This window comes from Paenarthrobacter sp. TE4293 (assembly GCF_050435325.1).
Lineage (GTDB): Bacteria > Actinomycetota > Actinomycetes > Actinomycetales > Micrococcaceae > Arthrobacter > Arthrobacter nitroguajacolicus_C.
Genome location: NZ_JBNJRY010000002.1, coordinates 134,723 through 155,113, shown reverse-complemented (window position 1 = coordinate 155,113; position 20,391 = coordinate 134,723). Strand labels below are relative to the sequence as shown.

General features: G+C 65.1%; 16 protein-coding genes and 1 tRNA gene. 12 read left to right on the top strand and 5 right to left on the bottom strand.

Annotated features, from left to right (window positions below; translation table 11 throughout):
* Nucleotides 1-133 precede the first annotated feature (133 nt).
* A complete protein-coding gene (gene rsmI / locus QF015_RS04080) occupies nt 134-1,009 on the top strand; it encodes a 16S rRNA (cytidine(1402)-2'-O)-methyltransferase (RefSeq protein ID WP_310202456.1) in 876 nt (291 codons plus the stop codon).
* A gap of 160 nt (nt 1,010-1,169) precedes the next feature.
* Nucleotides 1,170-2,651, top strand: a complete 1,482-nt coding sequence (locus tag QF015_RS04075) for an NAD-dependent succinate-semialdehyde dehydrogenase (protein ID WP_310201655.1) — start codon at nt 1,170-1,172, stop codon at nt 2,649-2,651.
* 150 nt (nt 2,652-2,801) lie between these two features.
* Here the strand turns inward: QF015_RS04075 and QF015_RS04070 are convergent, their stop codons facing one another.
* Genes QF015_RS04070 through QF015_RS04060 form a run of 3 tightly spaced genes read right to left on the bottom strand, consistent with a single transcriptional unit; the run spans nt 2,802 to nt 7,879 of the window.
* Nucleotides 2,802-5,321, bottom strand: a complete 2,520-nt coding sequence (locus tag QF015_RS04070) for a transglutaminase TgpA family protein (protein WP_429387218.1) — start codon at nt 5,319-5,321, stop codon at nt 2,802-2,804.
* Nucleotides 5,318-6,781 (bottom strand): DUF58 domain-containing protein, encoded by a 1,464-nt coding sequence (locus QF015_RS04065; protein WP_310201651.1) that lies wholly within the window; start codon nt 6,779-6,781, stop codon nt 5,318-5,320. The genes QF015_RS04070 and QF015_RS04065 overlap by 4 nt, the downstream gene beginning before the upstream one ends.
* 9 nt (nt 6,782-6,790) lie before the next feature.
* Nucleotides 6,791-7,879, bottom strand: a complete 1,089-nt coding sequence (locus QF015_RS04060; protein ID WP_310201649.1) for an AAA family ATPase — start codon at nt 7,877-7,879, stop codon at nt 6,791-6,793.
* A 193-nt stretch (nt 7,880-8,072) separates the two neighbouring features.
* Between QF015_RS04060 and QF015_RS04055 the strand changes: the two genes are divergently transcribed.
* The 5 genes from QF015_RS04055 to QF015_RS04035 all read left to right on the top strand — a co-directional run bounded on the left by QF015_RS04055 (nt 8,073) and on the right by QF015_RS04035 (nt 14,181).
* On the top strand, nt 8,073-8,960 hold the full coding sequence (locus QF015_RS04055) for a TatD family hydrolase (protein WP_429387215.1): 888 nt from the start codon (nt 8,073-8,075) through the stop codon (nt 8,958-8,960).
* A 292-nt stretch (nt 8,961-9,252) separates the two neighbouring features.
* Nucleotides 9,253-10,407 (top strand): transglycosylase family protein, encoded by a 1,155-nt coding sequence (locus tag QF015_RS04050; RefSeq protein WP_429387212.1) that lies wholly within the window; start codon nt 9,253-9,255, stop codon nt 10,405-10,407.
* 26 nt (nt 10,408-10,433) lie between these two features.
* Nucleotides 10,434-11,315, top strand: coding sequence for a 16S rRNA (adenine(1518)-N(6)/adenine(1519)-N(6))-dimethyltransferase RsmA (gene rsmA, locus QF015_RS04045; protein ID WP_310201643.1), 882 nt, complete (start codon nt 10,434-10,436; stop codon nt 11,313-11,315).
* A complete protein-coding gene (locus QF015_RS04040) occupies nt 11,312-12,304 on the top strand; it encodes a 4-(cytidine 5'-diphospho)-2-C-methyl-D-erythritol kinase (RefSeq protein ID WP_429387210.1) in 993 nt (330 codons plus the stop codon). The genes rsmA and QF015_RS04040 overlap by 4 nt, the downstream gene beginning before the upstream one ends.
* A gap of 44 nt (nt 12,305-12,348) precedes the next feature.
* Nucleotides 12,349-14,181 (top strand): ABC-F family ATP-binding cassette domain-containing protein, encoded by a 1,833-nt coding sequence (locus tag QF015_RS04035; RefSeq protein WP_429387208.1) that lies wholly within the window; start codon nt 12,349-12,351, stop codon nt 14,179-14,181.
* A 375-nt stretch (nt 14,182-14,556) separates the two neighbouring features.
* Here QF015_RS04035 and QF015_RS04030 read toward each other — a convergent pair whose 3' ends face one another.
* Both QF015_RS04030 and QF015_RS04025 read right to left on the bottom strand, forming a co-directional pair.
* The gene (locus tag QF015_RS04030) at nt 14,557-14,958 is read right to left on the bottom strand and encodes a VOC family protein (protein ID WP_310201636.1); all 402 of its coding nucleotides are present in this window, start codon (nt 14,956-14,958) and stop codon (nt 14,557-14,559) included.
* A gap of 103 nt (nt 14,959-15,061) precedes the next feature.
* Nucleotides 15,062-15,661 (bottom strand): TetR/AcrR family transcriptional regulator, encoded by a 600-nt coding sequence (locus QF015_RS04025; RefSeq protein ID WP_310202454.1) that lies wholly within the window; start codon nt 15,659-15,661, stop codon nt 15,062-15,064.
* A gap of 299 nt (nt 15,662-15,960) precedes the next feature.
* On the opposite strand from QF015_RS04025, the gene QF015_RS04020 reads away from it, so the two are divergent.
* From QF015_RS04020 to pth, 5 genes are all read left to right on the top strand, one after another.
* Nucleotides 15,961-16,032, top strand: a tRNA-Gln gene (locus QF015_RS04020).
* Nucleotides 16,033-16,151: 119 nt separating this feature from the next.
* The gene (gene glmU, locus QF015_RS04015; RefSeq protein ID WP_429387206.1) at nt 16,152-17,633 is read left to right on the top strand and encodes a bifunctional UDP-N-acetylglucosamine diphosphorylase/glucosamine-1-phosphate N-acetyltransferase GlmU; all 1,482 of its coding nucleotides are present in this window, start codon (nt 16,152-16,154) and stop codon (nt 17,631-17,633) included.
* Nucleotides 17,634-17,635: 2 nt separating this feature from the next.
* The gene (locus QF015_RS04010; RefSeq protein WP_011774071.1) at nt 17,636-18,616 is read left to right on the top strand and encodes a ribose-phosphate diphosphokinase; all 981 of its coding nucleotides are present in this window, start codon (nt 17,636-17,638) and stop codon (nt 18,614-18,616) included.
* A 331-nt stretch (nt 18,617-18,947) separates the two neighbouring features.
* Nucleotides 18,948-19,526 carry a 50S ribosomal protein L25/general stress protein Ctc gene (locus QF015_RS04005; protein ID WP_310201632.1) on the top strand — a complete coding sequence of 193 codons (579 nt, stop codon included), beginning with the start codon at nt 18,948-18,950 and terminating at the stop codon, nt 19,524-19,526.
* A 177-nt stretch (nt 19,527-19,703) separates the two neighbouring features.
* Nucleotides 19,704-20,288, top strand: a complete 585-nt coding sequence (gene pth, locus QF015_RS04000; protein ID WP_310201630.1) for an aminoacyl-tRNA hydrolase — start codon at nt 19,704-19,706, stop codon at nt 20,286-20,288.
* The last annotated feature ends 103 nt before the right edge of the window (nt 20,289-20,391 follow it).

Below are 20,391 nucleotides of genomic sequence, written 5' to 3'. Positions count from 1 at the left end.
TGGTTCACCCGCCCATGCTACCTTTCCATCCTTGGTGCAGCGTTGAGGTGCGGCGTTGGAGGCAGCGCGGCATTAGGCTTGGCAGGTGGACGAACAACGCAGCACCCCGGACGAGACACCCTTCAGCGAAGATGTGGACGAGGCGGTTCCTGCCGCCGGGGCCGGCGCGGCTCCGAGTGTGGGCAGGATCGTCCTGGCGGCCACCCCTATCGGAAACGTGGGCGATGCCTCCTCGCGGTTGATTGAACTCCTGGCGACCTCGGACATCGTGGCCGCAGAGGACACCCGCCGTTTGCACCGTCTGGTAACCGCCCTGGGCGTGGAGGTCTCCGGGCGCGTCATGAGTTACCACGAGCACAATGAGGTGGCCAAGACCGGCGAACTCCTTGACCACGTTCGTGCGGGCAAGACCATCCTCATGGTCAGCGACGCCGGGATGCCTGCGGTCTCGGACCCCGGGTTCCGTTTGGTGGAGGGCGCCGTAGCTGCGGGCCTGACCGTCACAGCCGTGCCCGGCCCGTCCGCCGTGCTGACCGCCCTTGCATTGTCCGGACTGCCTACGGACCGTTTCTGCTTTGAAGGCTTCCTTCCCCGTAAGTCGGGGGAGCGGAACTCCCGCCTGGCAGACCTGGCGGCTGAGCGCCGCACCATGGTCTTCTTCGAAGCACCGCACCGTCTCGAAGTGATGCTGCGGGCCCTGCACGAGCGCTTTGGTCCGGAACGCCGGGTGGCTGTTTGCCGTGAGCTGACCAAGACATACGAGGAAGTCATCCGCGGAACCCTGCGCGAACTGCTGGAATGGGCTGAGAACAACGAAGTCCGCGGTGAAATCGCGGTGGTGGTCGGTGGTGCGCCTGAACAGGAGCCCGGCACGCCCGAGGACCACGTCGCAGCAGTGAATGAGCTGATCTCCCAGGGCATCCGCCTGAAGGAGGCCGTGGCAGCAGTGGCCGACGACGCCCGCGTCAGCAAGCGGGAGCTGTACTCGGCGGTGCTCGCAGCCCGCTGATGCGCGCTGTGCAGCTGCACAAATTGGCGGCCGCTTGGCAGTGCGCGCAGGCGTAGACACTCCTTCTCGCGGGGCAGTACCGTGGCAGTAATTCACGCCACTTCCGGCAACGAACCCCAGTGGTGCAATTCTCCAAAGCACCCAAGACGAAGGAGTCGCCATGACTGTCACGGTTGAACGCGAAAGCGAACTGCTGGCTTCCGTCCCCACCGGCCTGCTGATCAACGGTCAGTGGCGCCCGGCCGGATCCGGAAAGACCTTTGATGTTGAGGACCCGGCAACGGGCAAGGTCCTGCTCAGCATCTCCGACGCCGGCGCTGAAGACGGTGCTGCCGCCCTCGACGCCGCTGCTGCCGCCCAGGCTGATTGGGCCCGCACCGCACCGCGCGAACGCGGCGAAATCCTGCGCCGTGCCTTCGAACTGGTCACCGAGCGCGCCGAAGACTTCGCACTGCTGATGACCCTGGAAATGGGCAAGCCCCTGGCCGAAGCCCGCGGCGAGGTGACCTACGGTGCCGAATTCCTGCGCTGGTTCTCCGAGGAAGCCGTCCGCGTTTCCGGCCGCTACTCTGCAGCTCCGGATGGCAAGAACCGCCTCCTGGTGCAGAAGAAGCCGGTAGGCCCCTGCCTGCTGATCACCCCATGGAACTTCCCGCTGGCCATGGCCACCCGCAAGGTAGCCCCCGCCGTCGCCGCCGGTTGCACCATGGTGCTCAAGCCCGCCAACCTGACCCCGCTGACCAGCCTGCTGTTCGCGCAGGTCATGCAGGAAGCAGGACTGCCTGCCGGTGTCCTGAACGTCATCCAGACCTCCACCGCAGGCGCTGTTACCGGCCCGCTGATCAAGGATGACCGCCTCCGCAAGATCTCCTTCACCGGTTCCACCCCTGTGGGCCAGGCACTCATCCGCGAAGCCGCGGACAAGGTCCTGCGCACCTCCATGGAACTCGGCGGCAACGCCCCGTTCGTCGTCTTCGAAGACGCCGACCTGGACAAGGCCGTTGAAGGTGCCATCGCGGCCAAGATGCGCAACATGGGCGAAGCCTGCACGGCAGCGAACCGCTTCATTGTGCACGAGTCCATCGCCGACTCCTTCGCCGAGAAGTTCGCCGCCAAGATCGGCGCCCTCACCACAGCACGCGGCACCGAGCCTGAGTCCAAGGTTGGCCCGCTGATCGATGGCAAGGCCCGCGATGGCGTTCACGCCCTCGTCAGCGAAGCCGTAGAGGGGGGTGCGACTGCCGTCACCGGTGGTGCCGCCGTCGACGGTCCCGGCTACTTCTACCAGCCCACCGTGCTGAAGAACGTCGCCGCCGACGCCCGGATCCTCCAGGAAGAGATCTTCGGCCCGGTAGCGCCGATCATCACCTTCTCCACGGAAGACGACGCGGTCCGCCTGGCCAACAACACCGAATACGGCTTGGTGGCTTACGTCTTCACCAAGGACCTCAACCGTGGCCTGCGCATCAGCGAGCGGATCGAGACCGGCATGCTCGGCCTCAACGCCGGTGTCATCTCCAACGCCGCTGCACCGTTCGGTGGCGTCAAGCAGTCCGGCCTGGGCCGCGAAGGCGGCTCCGAAGGCATCGAAGAGTACCTCTACACCCAGTACGTAGGTATCGCGGACCCGTACGCCGACTAGGCCGCAGGATCCGGCCCACCGCTCTCGCAACAAGAACGGCTGGGACACGCAAGGGCCCGGCCCCGGGAACCACAAGTTCCCCGGGGCCGGGCCCTTTGCCGTCTGCCGTCTGCCGTGAATTCAGCGCCGCACGCTTCAGCGCCGCACGTTTCAGCGCCGCTGTGGCAGCAACCCGCGGAGCGTCCGCCACCAGCGGGCAACCCTCCACCCGACGGTCCTGCCGAGCCTTCCCACCGCTCTGAAGGGCGCACCCAAGGCGTGGACCCACCGTTGCATCATCGACGGCGGCAGCCAGTCTGCGCGGAAGCGCACCAGCCAGCGGGCGTTGTTCCGCAACGACTCACGCACGACGGCGATGCGCGTCGCCGCCGCTGTCACCCGGGCCGCTGTTCCCTGGGCCCCAGCTGCCTGGCGGCCATAACGTTGCCGTTCGAAGTCCGAGGTGAGGGAGTAGACCGCGGCGTGGGCGGCGTCGTCCATTCCTCCTACGTCCCCCAGGGCGGAACTGGAGCGCAGCCTGGCGGAGAAGTGCCTCGGCGTTTCGCTGGGCGTTGAAGGCAGGCCGTAGTCGGTTGCCAGGTCCTGGAGTTCTGCCCACGCCAGCTCCGGCACGGGATCCTTGTACCCGGGCGCCAGGGCGTCTGCCTCGTCCGGGGGCTTCCGATTCAGGCGCCGCCGCCGCAGGATCGTCCTGCTCAGCCGTGGCGACCACAGGAATGCGAGCAACAGCACCACGCCGGCTGCGGCCGCGCCGATGATGGGCAGCGGGTTCACCGGTGCGGAACCGGCAGCCGGGGTTTCCACGCCGGGGAGGGGGACAGGGGCGGGTGTGGCCGGGGCGGGGGTGGTCAGGACTTCCTTCTCGTCCGTATTGGTGCTGAGGTTGCCGGCGACAGACGATTCCGTGGCGTATTCCGGAACGACGCCGCGTGAAGGGGTCGGCTCGAAGGGGACCCAGCCGAGCCCCTCGAAGTACAGCTCCGGCCATGCATGCGCGTCCCGTGCGTCCACCTCGTACTCCGGGAAGGACCCCTGGCCGACCAAGGCCACCGACTCGCCCGTCAGCCTGCCGGGTGCGTAGCCCACGGCTATGCGGCTCGGAATACCCTCGGCCCGTGCCATGACCGCCATCGCCGAGGAGAAATGGACGCAATAGCCGCTCTTGACGGCGAGGAAATCAGCCAGGACCGAGAGGCCGTTGCCGTCGTAACCGTTTTGAACGGGAGCCTGCAGGGAATACGTGAACTCACTGGAACGCAGGTACTTCTGGAGTGCCAAGGCCTTGCCGTAGTTGGACGGTGCGGAGGCCGTCACGGAATCGGCCGTTTGCCGCACGATGTCCGGCAGATTGCCCGGAATCCGGAGGAAGTCCTCCGAGATGCCCCGGGGAGCGCCAGTGGCCTGGGCCAAGGACTGGGCTGTGATCTTGGGGGCAGCGGAGAACACGACGTACCGCTGGGCGCGCGTGGTGGTCTCAGTGCTCATGATGCTCAAGGTGGCCGGATCCCAGGTCCAGCGCCCATTCAGTCCGTTCACCGACGCAGGCGCAAACGGCGCAGGAAGGTAGGGGCTGGTGAACAGGCCGGCGTTGACGGACGTGACGGTATTGACCACTTCGCCCTGGACGGAGTACCCCGTCTCAATCCTGTCTGCGCCGGAGCGCCGCTCAGCCGCGCGGTCATCCGGGGCCCAGGTTTCGCCGTCGAAATGGTCAATGGTGACAGACCTGAGGTACAGGGGTCCGCTGGCGCTCGTGGCGTAGGTGATGCGGCCCGAACCCGTGGGACTCCGGAGGCTGTTGCCCAACGTGATCATGGGATTGAGGCCGTTGGAGGTGCCCCAGGGGCTTAGCCGTGAACCTTGCGGAAAGGTCCCGGTCTCGAAGCCGGGGATCGCCAGCGGAACCACCATGGTCAAGGCCAGCGCCAGGCCGCCAGTCACCAGGGAACGCTTGAACTGGCCTGCGCCCCGGCCCGATCCGGACTGCAGCCGCGCGTCCGGGGCGAACCAATGGCTGCACCCGAGAATAAGGAGATAGCCCACGGCGGCTCCGATGAAGCCGGCCACTCCGACGCTCTGGGGTTTGATGGTGGCCGGAACCACCATGACCGCGAGCAGTCCGATGCCGCTGGCCGCCGGCATCGACAAAGGAACGGCCAGGGCATCGATCAAAATCACCAGGAGCCCCAAGCAGGCGCACATGACGAAGACAATCCCGGCGTTGGGCGCCACGGGGGCGCTTTCGGAGACCACCGTCTCGGCCGCCCGTTTTATGTGGCGGCCGACGGCGGTGAACGTCCCGGGAGTGGGGATGAATCCGGCGAGGCTTTCCTGGCGGCAGAACGTGAAACTGAGTATCACTGCCAGGGACGCGAAGGAGCCGAGGGTGGCGAGCAACGGCTGTGCCCGAAGCGCCCGGAGGACCGCCAACGTCAGCGCCACGACTACCACCGTGGTGATCAAGGGCATAAACCAGGCCCATCCCCGGAGGACGCCGTTCAAGGACAAGGCCGCGCCCAGGACAGCGACGACGATCGATCCCGCCATGACCCACGGGTAGGGGCCCGGGCCGGGCGTTTGTGGTCGTGGCGACCCGTCGGCCGGCTTCTGGCCGGGAGACCCGCTGGTCGGGGCGGGGGCAGAGGATCCGCGGTGGGAGGTTGCCGTCATCGGGGCACCGCCGCTCCACGCCGGACGTCCATGGCTGCGCCCGCGGCGGCCACGATGCCACCTTCGTCGAACGCGGACCACGCCGCCGCCAGCTGGGTCCTGGAGGTCACAACGGCCACGCGCCAGCCCGCAAGCCGCAGGATCTCGAGTACGTCGTCGTTGTTCCGTGCCCCGTCGGTCACCATCAGTGCGAAGGCATTTGCTCCGTACGCCGCCGCAGGCGCCAGGGACCTCGCTTCGGCGGGAGTCAGGGTGCCCAGCAACGCAAGAAGGGGGCCGCGCAGGCGATGGGCTGCGAGCTTGTCCATGAGACGGTCATCGAAGGCAGAGTCGTGGGCGTCGGTGGCGGACGCGCCCGTTCCCGCGTCCCGGTGGTCGCCCGGATGATCGGCACGGGAGTGATCCGTCCTGTGATGCTCGGTCCTGGGATGCCTGGGACCGCTCAATTCAATGGCGGCCAGTCCTTCCGCAATGGCCTGCAACCCTCCCGTGCCCGAGAACTCTTCAGTGTCCGGCTCAGGCGCCGAGCGCGAACGAACGAACGCGGGGCTCCCGAACGCATCCAGGACCCGCAATGAGTAGTTCGATTCCGCCAGGTGGGCCGCAATGGACATGGCCGCAGTGACCATCCACTCAAAGTTGGGACTGGTCACCAGGTCCGAGTCCTCGTCGTGGCCGCCGAACACCGACCCTGTTCCAGCCGCAAAAGCGGTGAAGCGTTGGTCGAGGATGAGGGTGGCCTCCGGGGTGGTGACCGACTCCTCCTGACGGACCATGAGCTGTCCATGGCGCGCTGTGGCCGCCCAATGGACGCGGCGCATGGGGTCGCCGTGCCGGTACTCGCGGGTCATGATGTCATCGTCGCTGGGGTTGGCCCTGATCCGCGTGGCAGTGACGCCGTCGTTGCCGCGCGCGCCTGCAAGTCCAGTGACAGGAAGTTCGACGGCGGCCGGCGTCACGGTGAGGATGTCGCCGTCGTCGATTGAATGCCGCCGCAGCGACAATCCAAAGGGGTCACTGAACTCTGCCGTGACAGGACCGATGCGGAACTGTCCGCGCTTGCCGGACCGAAGATGATATTCGTAGCGACTGGTGCCGCCGGAGGCTGTCCGCGCAGGGAAACGGAACGCCGGAGGTTCGCCGAAGCGGGGAGGCAGCTGTTCCTCCATGATGACGTGACCCGTGGAATACGGGGACCGGGCTACGGCCAGACGGACGGTGGTGGTGCTGGCTGTTTCCACTGTAGAGGGATTGAACTCCCGGTACACCTGGAATTTGGGCTTCAGCACCCGGACGCCGGCGAGGGCCACCAACGGCAGGACGAGCAACAGGACAGCCAAAGTCAGGAGATCGCGCCTGCCCATGACGTAGGCGCACCCGAGCGAGACGGCCCCGGCCGCCAGCAATCCCCAGCCGCGGTTGGTAAACAAGTGCTTGGGGAGCCGATCCACGAGCGCCATAGCTGCCTCCTAGGCGGTGTGCCTGTCCCTGCGCCATGCGCCGGGCGGTTCCTGGGCAACCGGCAGGGCTGCCAGGATGCCCCGCAGGATGCTCTGCGGCGTATCGCCCGAGCTCGCGGCCTTGCGGTCCAGGATGATCCGGTGGGCGAGGACCGATTCGGCCACGTCCACCACGTCATCCGGGAGCACGAAGTCGCGGCCGTCGAGGGCTGCCGTCGCCTTGGCAGCACGCAACAGTTGGAGCAGGGACCGGGGGCTCGCGCCGAGGCGGAGACGGGCACTGTCGCGGGTAGCCCGGCCGATGGCCACCGTGTACTCCTTGATGGCCGTAGATACGTAGACCTGCTGGACGCTGGCGATCATGGCAGCGACGTCGCCCGCCGTGACCACGGGGGTCACCTTGACCAAGGGAGAGGACGCCTGGTGCGTCTCCAGCATCTCGATTTCGGCTTCCTTGTCCGGGTAGCCCATGGAGATCCTTGCCATGAAACGGTCGCGCTGGGCCTCGGGCAGGGGATAGGTGCCCTCCATCTCAATCGGGTTCTGCGTCGCGACCACCATGAAGGGCAACCCCAATTGGTATGAATGTCCGTCCACGGTGACCTGGTGCTCTTCCATGCACTCAAGGAGGGCCGACTGGGTCTTGGCCGAGGCACGGTTGATTTCGTCGCCGATCACGATGTTGGCGAACACTGCGCCTGGCCGGAATTCGAACTGCCGTGACGACTGGTTGTAGATGGACACGCCAGTGACATCCGAGGGCAGGAGATCGGGGGTGAACTGGATGCGCGAGACAGTGCAGTCGACAGTCCGCGCCAGCGTCTTCGCCAGAAGCGTCTTGCCGACGCCGGGCACATCCTCCAGCAGGAGGTGGCCCTGGGCCAGCAGCACAGTCAAAGCGAGCTTCGCAGCATCGGCCTTGCCGTCAATGACCTTGTTGATGGACGTCAGGATGCGTTCGCTGGCGTCGTGGAACCGCTCCGCATCCATGACCTGCGGCCTGTGTCCATTGAGTGCTGCACCATCCCGTGGCAGCGCACTGTAAGCCTCACCCTGGAGCGGGGCTGGTTCAACGGATACTTGTCGGTTGGACTCCATGGATTGCCCTTCAGCCGAGGTCATTGCATCAGAAATCGTTACCAAGTGGCGATGTATTGCTGCTGTTGACCGCCTGTCCGTTCCAGACTACCCAGACATTGGCCGCCGCTGACATAGTGCCCGGCAATTTATGTGCCATGTGGAATTTATCGTCGCTGGCTGAGGAGGACCGCGGTCCGATTAAGGTGGAAGCATGTGCAACCAGCTCGCTCCCGCTCCATACCGCGCCCCCTCCGAGGCAACAGATTCCCGCAAGGAGTATCCGCCGGCACCGGAACCCCTGCCCGTGCCCGTCATGGACAACCACACGCATCTGGATTTCCGGCACGGACTGATCGAGGTTTCGGTCCGCGATGCCATGGATGCGGCGGAGGCCGTGGGCGTTCAGGGAGCCGTCCAAGTGGGCTGCGACCTTGAATCGTCCCGCTTCACAGTCCAGGCAGTGGACGCGGATCCGCGCCTGCTCGGCGCCGTGGCGATTCACCCCAACGACGCTCCTGTCTATGCCGGGCGTGGTGAACTGGAGTCTGCGCTGGCCGAGATCGAAGAGCTGGCTGCCCACCCCCGGATCCGCGCCGTTGGGGAGACCGGGCTGGATTTCTTCAGGACCCACGGTGAGGGGCTGGCACACCAGAGGTACTCGTTCCGCCGGCACATCGACATTGCCAAGAGGCTTGGACTGACCTTGCAGATCCACGACCGCGACGCCCACGACGACGTCGTGCAGGTCCTGGCGGAGGAAGGGGCACCGGAGCGGGTGGTGTTCCACTGTTTCTCCGGAGACGAGGAACTGGCCCGGATCTGCAACCGGAACGGGTGGTACATGTCGTTTGCCGGCACGATGACCTTCAAGAACGCCGGGAATCTCCGGGCGGCGCTGGCCATCGCCGAGCCCAGCCGCATCCTGGTCGAAACCGATTCGCCGTTCCTGACGCCCCACCCGCACCGGGGACGGCCGAACGCGAGTTACATGGTTCCCTACACCGTCCGGTCCATGGCAGAAGTGACGGGCGATGACCTGTCGGACCTCTGTTCGCGTTTGGCGGAAAATACCCTCCAGGCCTACGGCACGTGGGCCTGAAGGGGCTCGCGGGCTGAGTAGCAAACGGTCTGGGATGAATACCCGGTATGCAGAAGTATTGGTTGGTTTATAACAGATCGGTTACTGTGTTAAACAAGTAGCCGGGGTCGGGGAAGGCCTTCGGACAGCTGGGCCGGGTGATTCCGGCCTGATTCAGTTGAATGATTTTTGGCGGCGCAGATGCCGGCAGCAAGAGTGGGACCAGGCCTTGTGCCTGGCCCCTCCGCTTTGCGGCTGGCATTATTTCTGTGCTTTTCCCCGTGCCCGGATGGTCTGAGAGTTATGGGCAATCGTGATCAAGTTCTTCACAACGGATGGCAAGTTCAGCTTCCTCAAAGTCGGCGCACAGCTGCTGGTCGTTGCAGCTCTGGTGGTCGGTGTTGTCGCATTCGTGGGCAACAACAAGACCGTCACGCTCAACGTGGACGGCAAAGTGAGCTCCATCCAGACCTTCGGCGGCACGGTTGACCAGGTGGTCAAGGCAGCCAAGGTCGAACTGAAGGACGCAGACCGCGTTTCGCCGGCCCTCGACGCCCGCGTGGACAACGGCTCCGTGGTGAACATCAACCTCGCCAAGGCCGTCTCCATCGAACTGGATGGCGCCCGCAAGACCGTGAACACCAACGCCCCCGACGTCGCCGCACTGGTGAACGAACTCGGTGTGGCCAGCTCCTCCGAGGTTTCCCAGCCGAAGGAAGCGTCGTTGGAAGTCACAGGCTCCTTCGTCTCCATCTCCACTCCGAAGACCATCAGCGTCGTAGCTGACGGCAAGGACACCAGCACCACCACGACGGCGGCCGACGTCGCCACCGTGCTCAAGGACACCGGCATTACCGTCGGCGCCAACGACCGGATCTCCCAGCCTGGCAACGCGCCCATCGTCCAGGACATGGTGATCAAGGTCTCCCGCGTTGACACCAGCAAGACCGCCGAAGCCACCGAAGAAGTGCCGTTCGAAAGCGTGAAGACCGAAACCGCCGAGCTGTACAAGGGCGAAGAAAAAGTAACCCAGGAAGGCGTCGCCGGATCCTTGGTCAAGACGTTCAAGCTGGTCCTCGTTGACGGCCGCGAAGCTTCGCGTGCCCTGGTCTCCAGCAATGTCACCACCAAGCCGGTGACCGAGAAGGTCAGCGTCGGCACCAAGGCCCGCCCGGCCGCGACACCCGCCAAGGCAACCGCAGCAGCATCCAGCGGCCCCACCGGCGCTCCCAACGAAGCAATGTGGGACAGGATTGCCCAGTGTGAATCCGGTGGAAACTGGTCCATCAACTCCGGTAACGGCTACTACGGCGGACTCCAGTTCTCCAGCCCCACATGGCTTGCCAATGGCGGTGGAGCTTACGCACCCAACGCCAGCCTGGCCACCAAGGCACAGCAGATCGATATCGCCAACCGCCTCTACGCCAAGAACGGCCTCCGTGACTGGGGCTGCGCGCACGCAGCCTGACCCTCCACAGGCGATACGATACCTAGGTGACTGAACCGAATTCCGAACCCGCCGCCGTCGCGCCCTTGCTGGGCGCCACAGACATCCGACGGCTTGCCGAGGAAATCGGTGTACGCCCCACGAAAACCCTGGGGCAGAACTTTGTGATCGATGGCAACACCATCCGCAGGATCGTGGCGGCAGCCAACATCGACTCCGGTGAAACCGTGCTGGAGGTCGGTCCGGGCCTCGGCTCGCTGACCCTCGGTTTGCTGGACGCTGCCAAGACTGTTGTGGCCGTGGAGATCGACCCCGTGCTGGCCGAAAAACTCCCGGAAACCGTGCGTACGTGGCGGCCCGGAGCCGAGGACAACTTCCACCTGGTGCTGTCCGACGCCATGAAGGTGACCGAGCTTCCCGTGCCCCCCACGGCCCTGGTGGCCAACCTGCCCTATAACGTCGCCGTGCCTGTGGTGCTCCACCTCCTGCAGCACTTTCCGAGCCTGCAGCACGGACTGGTCATGGTCCAGGACGAGGTAGCGGACCGTCTTGCCGCGACTCCTGGCTCCAAGATCTACGGTGTTCCCTCCGTGAAGGCCGCCTGGTACGGGCACATGCGTAAAGCCGGTGTCATCGGCATGAACGTGTTCTGGCCTGCACCGAAGATCCATTCCGGGCTTGTGGCGTTTACCCGCCACGATCCGCCGCAGACACATGCCACGCGCGAGCAGGTCTTTGCCGTGATCGACGCCGCGTTCGCCCAACGCCGGAAGACCCTCCGCGCCGCACTGGCCGGATGGGCCGGAAGTGCCGCCGAAGCCGAGCGATGCCTGGTTGCGGCCGGGGTGGACCCGACTGCGCGCGGCGAAGTCCTGGACATCTCCGCCTACGTCAAAATCGCCGAAGCCCGCCACCCAGTGGACGCATGAACCCGGGCACCCGCAAACCAAGCAGCCTCCCGTTCGTGGGGGACCGCTTCCATGCCCGGACAGTCCGTGTTAAGGCGCCCGGGAAGGTCAACGTCTCCCTGAGCGTTGGCCCGCTGCGGCCCGACGGCTACCACTCAGTGGCCAGCGTCTACCTCGCCGTCTCCCTGTATGAGGAAGTGGCGGCAACCAGCACCGAAGCCAGCGGCATCACCGTCAGTATCAGCCCCGACAGCACCCTGGACCTTGACGGTGTGGACATCCCGCTGGACGAGCGGAACCTTGCCTACAAGGCCGCCGCCATCATGGCCGAAATGTCCGAAAAACCCACCGGCGTCCATCTTGAAATCACCAAACGCGTGCCCGTGGCCGGCGGCATGGGTGGTGGATCCGCGGACGCTGCGGCCACCCTCCTGGCCTGTGACGCCCTGTGGAACAGCGGCCTTTCCCGCGAGGAGCTTGCGCATCTGGCGGCGGAGTTGGGCGCAGACGTGCCGTTCTCGCTCCTGGGAGGCACCGCCGTCGGGCTTGGCGTGGGCGACAAACTTTCGCCCGCGTTGGCGAAAGCGCAGATGGACTGGGTGCTGGTCTTCGCGGATTACGGGCTCTCCACGCCGGATGTGTTCCGCACCTTGGATGGCCTGAGGGATTCTGAAGGCGCGGACATTGCGGAACCCGTCAACGTGGACCCTACTATCCTCCAAGCCCTCCGTAACGGTGATCCTGAGACCCTCAGCCGGGTGCTCATCAACGACCTCCAACGGGCGTCCATCGCCTTGGCGCCGCAGCTCCGTAACACCATCGGCCTGGGCGAGGCACGCGGTGCCCTGGCCGGAATGGTATCCGGCTCCGGTCCAACCATTGCCCTGCTTGCACGGGACTCTGTCTCGGCCGGGATTCTCGCCGAAGAGCTGACACATCGGGGCCACACCGCCTTGGCGGTACACGGCCCGGTGCCCGGTGCCCGGATCATCTCCGATACCCTCCTTTAGTACCCCCTGTACCTCCGCATTCCAGCAGTAGAAAGTAGTACCCATTGGCCCACCTGCTTGGCGGCGAAAACCTCACCGTTTCGTTCGCGACCCGCACTGTCCTCGACGGCGTCACCCTCGGTTTGGAGGATGGCGACCGCATCGGCATGGTGGGCCGCAACGGCGACGGCAAGTCGACCCTCATGCGCCTGCTTGCCTTGCGCTCGACGCCCGACTCCGGGCGCGTCACCAAGCGGGGCGACGTCAATGTCGGCTACCTGGACCAGGGCGACGTGCTGGACGGCGACCTCACGGTGGGCGCTGCGATCGTCGGGGACCGCGCGGACCACGAATGGGCAGCCAATGCCAAGATCCGCGAGGTCATGGGCGGACTCGTTGGCGACGTCGACTGGCACGCCAACGTCCACGCGCTCTCCGGAGGGCAGAAGCGCCGTGTTGCGCTGGCCAAACTGCTGATCGAAGACCACGACGTCATCATGCTGGACGAACCCACCAACCACCTCGACGTCGAAGGCGTCGCGTGGCTGGCCCGGCACCTGAAGACGCGCTGGCGCGCCAACCAGGGCGCGTTCCTGGTGGTTACCCACGATCGCTGGTTCCTCGACGAAGTCTGCAACTACACCTGGGAAGTCCACGACGCCATGGTGGACATGTTCGACGGCGGTTACGCCGCCTACGTTCTGGCGCGCGCCGAGCGTGACCGCATGGCCGCCGTCGTCGAAGGTAAACGACAGCAGCTCGTCAAGAAGGAACTTGCCTGGCTGAGGCGCGGAGCCCCCGCCCGGACCGCCAAGCCGAAATTCCGCATCGAAGCCGCCAACGACCTCATCGCCGACGTACCGGATCCCCGCGATTCCGTGGCCCTCAGCAAGATGGCCACGGCCCGGCTGGGCAAGGACGTGCTGGACCTCGAGAATGTGACCCTCGATTTCCTCGACGGCGACGAGGGGCAGAAACTCTTCGACAACATCACCCTCCGGCTAGCGCCCGGTGAACGGCTCGGACTGGTGGGCGTCAACGGTGCCGGAAAATCCACGCTGCTGAAACTGTTGAACGGCGAAATCCAGCCCACCTCCGGCAAGGTCAAACGGGGCAAAACCGTGGTCACCGCCGTGCTGACCCAGGACGTCAAGGAGCTTGACGAAGTCTCTGATTTGCGGGTCATTGAGGTCATCGAACGCGAGAAGCGCTCCTTCAGCGTGGGCGGCAAGGAATTCACCGCCGGCCAGCTCGTGGAACAACTCGGGTTCACCAAGGAAAAGCAATGGACCCCCGTTGCGGACCTCTCCGGTGGTGAGCGGCGACGACTCCAACTCCTGCGCCTGTTGGTAGGGGAGCCCAACGTCCTGATGCTCGACGAACCCACCAACGACCTCGACACCGACACCCTGGCCGCCGTCGAAGACGTCCTGGACGGCTGGCCCGGCACCCTGGTGGTCGTCAGCCACGACCGTTACCTCCTGGAGCGCGTCACTGACAACCAGATGGCCCTGCTCGGCGACGGGAAACTTCGCGGACTGCCCGGCGGCGTGGACCAATACCTTGAACTGCGCGAAGCGGCCCTGGCCTCAGGCGCCGTGGGCGGGGGCTCGGGTGCCCCTACTTCTGCCAGCGGGTCCTCTGCTTCCGCTGCCGCCGCATCCGGCGCCAGCGAAGCTGAAAAACGTGAAGCCCGCAAGGACCTCAACAGGATCGACCGCCAACTCGGCAAGATCTCGCAGCAAGAAGAAAAGCTGCACACCCAGATGGCAGCGAAGTCCGAATCAGGCGACTTCGACGCGCTGGGGGAGCTCAACGCCAAGCTGCAGGAACTGTTGGAAGAGAAGGAAGGGCTGGAGCTGGAGTGGTTGGAGGCCGCTGAAATCCTCGGCGAGTAGGGCGGCGCAGCGGCACCCATCCTCCGCGTGCTGCGGCGCAGCGGCACCCATCCTCCGCGTAGGGCGGCGCAGCGGCACCCATCCTCCGCGTAGGGCGGCGCAGCGGCACCCATCCTCCGCGTAGGGCGGCGCAGCGGCACCCATCCTCCGCGTGCTGGCTCGTTCCTCGCCTTGACGCACGCTTCCGGATGCCTGCCGCTGCGCCGCTGTGCCGCGGTATTCCTAACGCTCTCTCACCTTTGTCGGGTTTGGGGGTGACGTTCTCTCACCTTTGTCGGGTTTGGGGGTGACGCTCTCTCACCTTTGTCGGGTTTGGGGGTGACGTTCTCTCACCTTTGTCGGGTTTGGGGGTGACGCTCTCTCACCTTTGCCGGGTTAGGCGGTCGGTTCGTAGCCTATGAGCCAGTGCAGGCCATGGCGGTCCACTACTTGGCCGTCTGAGGCACCCCACGGCTTAGGTGCCAGAGGGTCCACAATCCGGCCCCCGTCAGCGAGCCTGTCGAACCATTCGTGAAGGACCGCCGGGTCGGCCGCTCCCAGGAGCGAGAGCATGACCCCTTCGGTTCGTATGCTCTTTTCGCCATTCGCGGCGTCGGATCCACCCATGGAGACAACCCCGCGCAGGATCCCGTGGGCAATTGCTTCAGGGGGTCCGTCCGTGCGGCTGAATTCTTCGTAGGTGTACATGGAAAGCTCCCCGCCGAAGATCTCCGCGTAGAAAGCAAGCGCTTCACGCGCAGTGCCGGGGAAGCTGATGTAAAGCTGTGGCGCAGTCATGAGCACATCCTACGAAGCCCGGCCACGGAATTTGTGTATCAGCGCGGATCGCGGGGTGAGAGAGCGTTGGGGTTTTGGGGTGGTGCACCACCAAGCGCGGGGATCAGCTGTCGGAACGCAGCCCGGGTTCCTTCTGCAGCCCGGTCAATCCGTTCCACGCAAGGTTCACCAGGTGCGCGGCAACGGCCCGTTTGTCGGGAGTGCGGCTGTCGAGCCACCACTGCCCGGTCATCGCCACCATCCCCACGAGCATTTGCGCGTACATGGCGCCGTCTGCCGCGCTGAAACCACGGCGGGCGAACTCGTCGGACAGCAGGTGCTCAACCCGTGCAGTGACGTGGGAAAGCAGGGTGGAGAAGGCGCCTTCGGGCTGTGACGGTGGGGCGTCCCGCATGAGGATCCGGAATCCGTCGGTACGGTCTTCGATGTAGCCAAGGAGTGCCAGCGCAGCCCGTTCCACCAGCACCCGGGGTTTGGCCTCTGTGCTGAGGGCCTCGGTGATGGAATCCAGCAGGATCCGGAATTCGGTCTCCACGACCTGGCGGTACAGGCCTTCCTTGGAGCCGAAGTGTTCATAGATCACGGGCTTGGAAACTCCGGCGGTCGCGGCGATTTCCTCGATGGTGGTGCCATCAAGGCCCCGGGCCGCGAAGAGTGCCCGGCCGATGCCGATGAGCTGGGATTTGCGCTGCTGCCCCGTCATCCTGATGCGGACTGCGGGGCTGGTGACAATCTGCTCCAGGGGCTCGGCGGTGCCCTCGGTCGGGGGAACTTCAGTGCGCTTGCTCACGTGACCATCATGCCTTACTGCCCCCGGACGGCGGGTCGGAAAGGGGTCTGGGACGTGTCTCTGGCGGGTCCCGGAGTGCGCCGCGGAAAGGGCGATGGCCGGTCAAGTCGCGAAGCACGCAATGGTCATGGCAAACTAGATTCTTGTGTGTGCATCCCGGTAGCCCGGGAAACCGTCAGGCCCTGCCGCCTGGTGGTGCGAATCATGCACGGTCCGCTCTGGTGTAATGGCAGCACCCCGGCCTTTGGAGCCGTGGAGTATAGGTTCGAATCCTATGGGCGGAACGGTCGGAAATGCGCTCCTCTCTGTACCTGGAACGGCTCGAACGGTGCCTGGGTCCATTGCGATGGCAGCATTCCGAAGCCGGGTTACCCGGGACATACCGAGCAAGGAGAGCCAGTACGTGAGCCCCGAATCCACCGGTCCCGCAGCGGTCATTGTTTTGGCCGCAGGCGCTGGAACGCGCATGAAGTCCCGGACCCCCAAGATTCTCCACGAAATTGGCGGCCGCTCCATGGTGGGCCACGCTCTCCTTGCAGCCCGTTCCATCACTCCGTCGAAGCTGGCCCTCGTTGTCCGGCACGAGCGTGACCGCGTAGCCGAGCACGTCACCGCACTGGATCCCAACGCCCTGATTGTTGACCAGGACGATGTTCCCGGCACCGGCCGCGCGGTGGAAGTAGCACTCCAGGCCCTTGACGCGGAAGCGGAACTTTCCGGCACCGTAGTGGTGACCTATGGCGATGTCCCCCTGTTGACCGGCGACCTGCTCGGTGGACTCGTGACCACCCATGAGGCCCAGGGCAACGCCGTGACAGTGCTCACGGCAGTCCTGGACGATGCCACGGGGTACGGCCGGATCCTCCGCGCCGAAGACGGTACCGTCACCGGCATCCGGGAGCACAAAGACGCGAGCGAGGCTGAGCGCAGCATCCGCGAGGTCAACTCCGGCATCTACGCCTTCGACGCCGCGGTACTGCGGACGGCACTGGCAAAGGTCACGACGGACAACGCGCAGGGCGAAATGTACCTGACCGATGTCCTCGGGCTGGCGCGCGACGCCGGCGGCCGGGTTGCCGCCGTCGTGACTGAAGACCGCTGGCAGGTTGAGGGCGCCAACGACCGTATCCAGCTTTCGGCGCTCGGCGCCGAGCACAACCGTCGCATCATCGAGTCCTGGATGCGCGCGGGCGTGACCGTGGTGGATCCCGCCACCACCTGGATCGATTCGACCGTGACCCTCGACGAAGACGTCCGCTTGCTGCCCAACACGCAACTGCACGGTTCCACCACTGTGGCGCGCGACGCCGTCGTGGGTCCCGACACGACCCTCACCGACGTCAAGGTGGGCGAGGGCGCCAAGGTGACCCGCACGCATGGCTCGGGCTCCACCATCGGCGCCAAGGCGAGCGTCGGACCGTTCACGTACCTCCGTCCCGGCACGGTGCTGGGCGAGACCGGCAAGATCGGCGCGTTCTACGAGACCAAGAACGTCACCATCGGCCGTGGCTCGAAGTTGTCCCACCTGGGCTACGCCGGCGACGCCGAAATCGGTGAGGACACCAACATCGGTTGCGGCAACATCACGGCAAACTACGACGGCGAGAAGAAGCACCGGACGGTGATCGGCTCGGGCGTCCGCACGGGTTCCAACACGGTCTTCGTAGCCCCCGTGACAGTAGGCGACGGCGCGTACAGCGGCGCCGGGGCAGTTATCCGCAAGGATGTTCCCGCAGGTGCACTCGCCGTGAGCCTGGCCGCGCAGCGGAACGCCGAAGACTGGGTTATCTCCAACCGCCCAGGAACTGCCTCCGCACAGCTGGCCCAGGCCGCGCAGGCCTCCACATCCTCACAATCCCCGGCAACCATAGAAGAGGGCAAATAGGCATGAGCGAAATTACCGCACACGGAGAGAAGAAGTTGATTCTCGCCGCCGGAAGGGCACATCCGGAGCTGGCGCAGGAAATCGCGAAGGAGCTGGAAACCGAGCTCCTGCCCATCGACGCCTACGACTTCGCCAACGGGGAAATCTACGTCCGTTCGGCCGAGAGCGTGCGAGGCACCGACGCCTTCGTTATCCAGGCCCACCCGGCCCCGTTGAACAACTGGCTCATGGAGCAGTTGATCATGATCGATTCCCTCAAGCGCGCCTCTGCCAAGAGGATCACGGTGGTTTCGCCGTTCTACCCGTACTCCCGCCAGGACAAGAAGGGCCGCGGCCGCGAGCCCATCTCGGCCCGCTTGGTAGCCGACCTCTACAAGACGGCCGGTGCGGACCGCATCATGTCCGTGGACCTGCACACCTCGCAGATCCAGGGCTTCTTCGATGGCCCCGTCGACCACCTGATGGCGATCCCGCTGCTTGCCGACTACATCCGCACCAAGGTTGAGGCTGACAACATCACAGTTGTTTCCCCGGACACCGGCCGCGTCCGCGTAGCCGAGCAGTGGGCCGAGCGCCTGGGCGGTGCCCCGCTGGCTTTCGTGCACAAGAGCCGCGACCTTACCGTGCCGAACCAGGCTGTCTCCAAAACCGTTGTTGGCCAGGTCGAAGGCCGTACCTGCGTGCTCATCGACGACATGATCGACACCGGTGGAACGATCTCCGGTGCCGTCCAGGTCCTGAAGAATGCCGGTGCCAAGGACGTCATCATCGCCTGCACCCACGCCGTCTTCTCCGATCCTGCCGCGCAGCGCCTCGCCGACTCCGGTGCCCGCGAAGTGGTTGTCACCAACACGCTGCCCATCCCGGCCGAGAAGCGGTTCCCGTCGCTGACGGTGTTGTCGATCGCGCCGCTGATCGCCCGCGCCATCCGTGAAGTGTTCGACGACGGTTCGGTCACCAGCCTGTTCGACGGCAAGGCGTAACGCCGGACTGCTGAACGTGAAGGGCCACCTGCCGCCTCCGGGCGTGCGGGTGGCCCTTTTTTCTTGCCGTTCCCGTCCCGTTTTCAGTTCCGGGGCGGTCCGCTGCTAAACTCTTGGGGATACCTTGGCGAGGGAGAGCACATCCGGTTCGCAGTTTTGTGAACCAGGGTTGCGGGTCTCCGTTATCGACTGGGTCTGCATCTCCTTCAACACAGGCGGAACGGTTGCTTAGCGGCCGATCACAGCCGGGCGTAGAAGGTCTCCAGACCTCCGCCCTTGCTGATAGACAAGCCCGGACTTTCCCGGGCGCCACAGTAATCAAGGAGTACACATGTCTGAGCAGAAGCTCACCGCAGAACTGCGCACCGAATTCGGCAAGGGTTTCGCCCGCCGTGCACGCATGGCCGGCCAGATCCCGGCTGTTATCTACGGTCACGGCGCAGAGCCGATCCACATCAACCTGCCGGGCCGCGCCACCACGCTGGCAGTGCGCGTTTCCAACGCCCTCCTCGCCATCGATGTCGACGGCGAGCAGCACCTGACGCTCGTCAAGGACATCCAGCGCGATCCCGTAAAGCAGATCATCGAGCACGTTGACCTCCAGACCGTGAAGGCCGGCGAGAAGGTTACCGTCGACATCGCCATCCACGTTTCCGGTGAAGTTGCTCCGGGTGCTGTCGCCAGCCTCGAAGCCACCACGGTTTCCCTCGAAGCGGAGGCAACCCACGTTCCCACCGCCGTCGAGGTCAGCATCGAAGGCCTCAAGGCCGGCGAGAGCATCCACGCCTCCGACCTCGTCCTGCCGAAGGGTTCCACCCTGCTCACCGAAGGTGACACCCTGGTGGTCCGCATCGCTGAGGAAGCTTCCGCAGCTGAGGACGAAGAGACCACGGAAGCAGCTGCTGAGTAGTCTTTGACTGCTTGAGGGGCATGCCGTTTGAGTGGCCGGGTACCTTCGGGTCCCGGCCACTTTCCTTTTTCCCTGCACTGGGCTTGTTTCCTGCCCTGGGTCGTGCTGACCCCGGAAATCCCACGCTGAGCCCGCAAGTCCCCCGCTGATACAACGAACGCTCTTTAGGATGAGACCATGAGTGACACCTGGCTGATTGTCGGCCTCGGCAACCCCGGCAGTGAGTACAGCAACAACCGGCACAACGTGGGCCAGATGGTGCTGGACGAACTTGCGTCCCGCATGGGGGGAAAGTTCAAGGTCCATAAGGCCCGTGCCCAGGTGGTGGAGGGCCGGCTCGGCATCGGCGGACCCCGTGTGGTGCTGGCCAAGCCCATGACGTACATGAACACATCCGGCGGACCCGTTGCCGGCCTGTGCAACTTCTTCGACATCGCCCCGGACCATGTCATCGCGGTCCACGACGAAATCGACATCCCTTTTAACACGGTCAAGTTAAAACTTGGGGGCGGCGAGGGCGGACACAACGGCCTGCGCGACATCTCCAAAGCACTCGCCACCAAGGATTACCTGCGCGTCCGGGTAGGGGTGGGACGCCCCCCGGGACGGATGGAAACCGCGGACTATGTGCTCCGGGACTTCGCCACCGCCGAGAAGAAGGACCTGCCATTCCTGCTGGACGAGGCCGCCGACGCCGTCGAGTTGCTCATGGACCAGGGCCTGTTGTCGGCCCAGCAGAAACACCACCCCGCCAAAGCTTGAGCAAATCTTGAGGAAAGCCTGAGGAAAGCCTGACGGTCCTTGGGACGCCAAGGCCTACAAACTGTCGTCACCCGACGGTAGTGTGCATGGTACGCAGGTAAGC

Bases quoted from the DNA above. Each gene is read 5' to 3' on its own strand.
- QF015_RS04025 (WP_310202454.1), bottom strand. From the start codon at position 15,661: ATGACGGGGCAGCAGCGCAAATCCCAGCTCATCGGCATCGGCCGGGCA.
- QF015_RS04010 (WP_011774071.1), top strand. From the start codon at position 17,636: ATGAGCGAAATTACCGCACACGGAGAGAAGAAGTTGATTCTCGCCGCC.
- QF015_RS04060 (WP_310201649.1), bottom strand. From the start codon at position 7,879: ATGGAGTCCAACCGACAAGTATCCGTTGAACCAGCCCCGCTCCAGGGT.
- pth (WP_310201630.1), top strand. From the start codon at position 19,704: ATGAGTGACACCTGGCTGATTGTCGGCCTCGGCAACCCCGGCAGTGAG.
- QF015_RS04005 (WP_310201632.1), top strand. From the start codon at position 18,948: ATGTCTGAGCAGAAGCTCACCGCAGAACTGCGCACCGAATTCGGCAAG.
- QF015_RS04055 (WP_429387215.1), top strand. From the start codon at position 8,073: ATGTGCAACCAGCTCGCTCCCGCTCCATACCGCGCCCCCTCCGAGGCA.
- QF015_RS04065 (WP_310201651.1), bottom strand. From the start codon at position 6,781: ATGGCGCTCGTGGATCGGCTCCCCAAGCACTTGTTTACCAACCGCGGC.
- QF015_RS04075 (WP_310201655.1), top strand. From the start codon at position 1,170: ATGACTGTCACGGTTGAACGCGAAAGCGAACTGCTGGCTTCCGTCCCC.
- QF015_RS04070 (WP_429387218.1), bottom strand. From the start codon at position 5,321: ATGACGGCAACCTCCCACCGCGGATCCTCTGCCCCCGCCCCGACCAGC.
- QF015_RS04040 (WP_429387210.1), top strand. From the start codon at position 11,312: ATGAACCCGGGCACCCGCAAACCAAGCAGCCTCCCGTTCGTGGGGGAC.
- QF015_RS04030 (WP_310201636.1), bottom strand. From the start codon at position 14,958: ATGACTGCGCCACAGCTTTACATCAGCTTCCCCGGCACTGCGCGTGAA.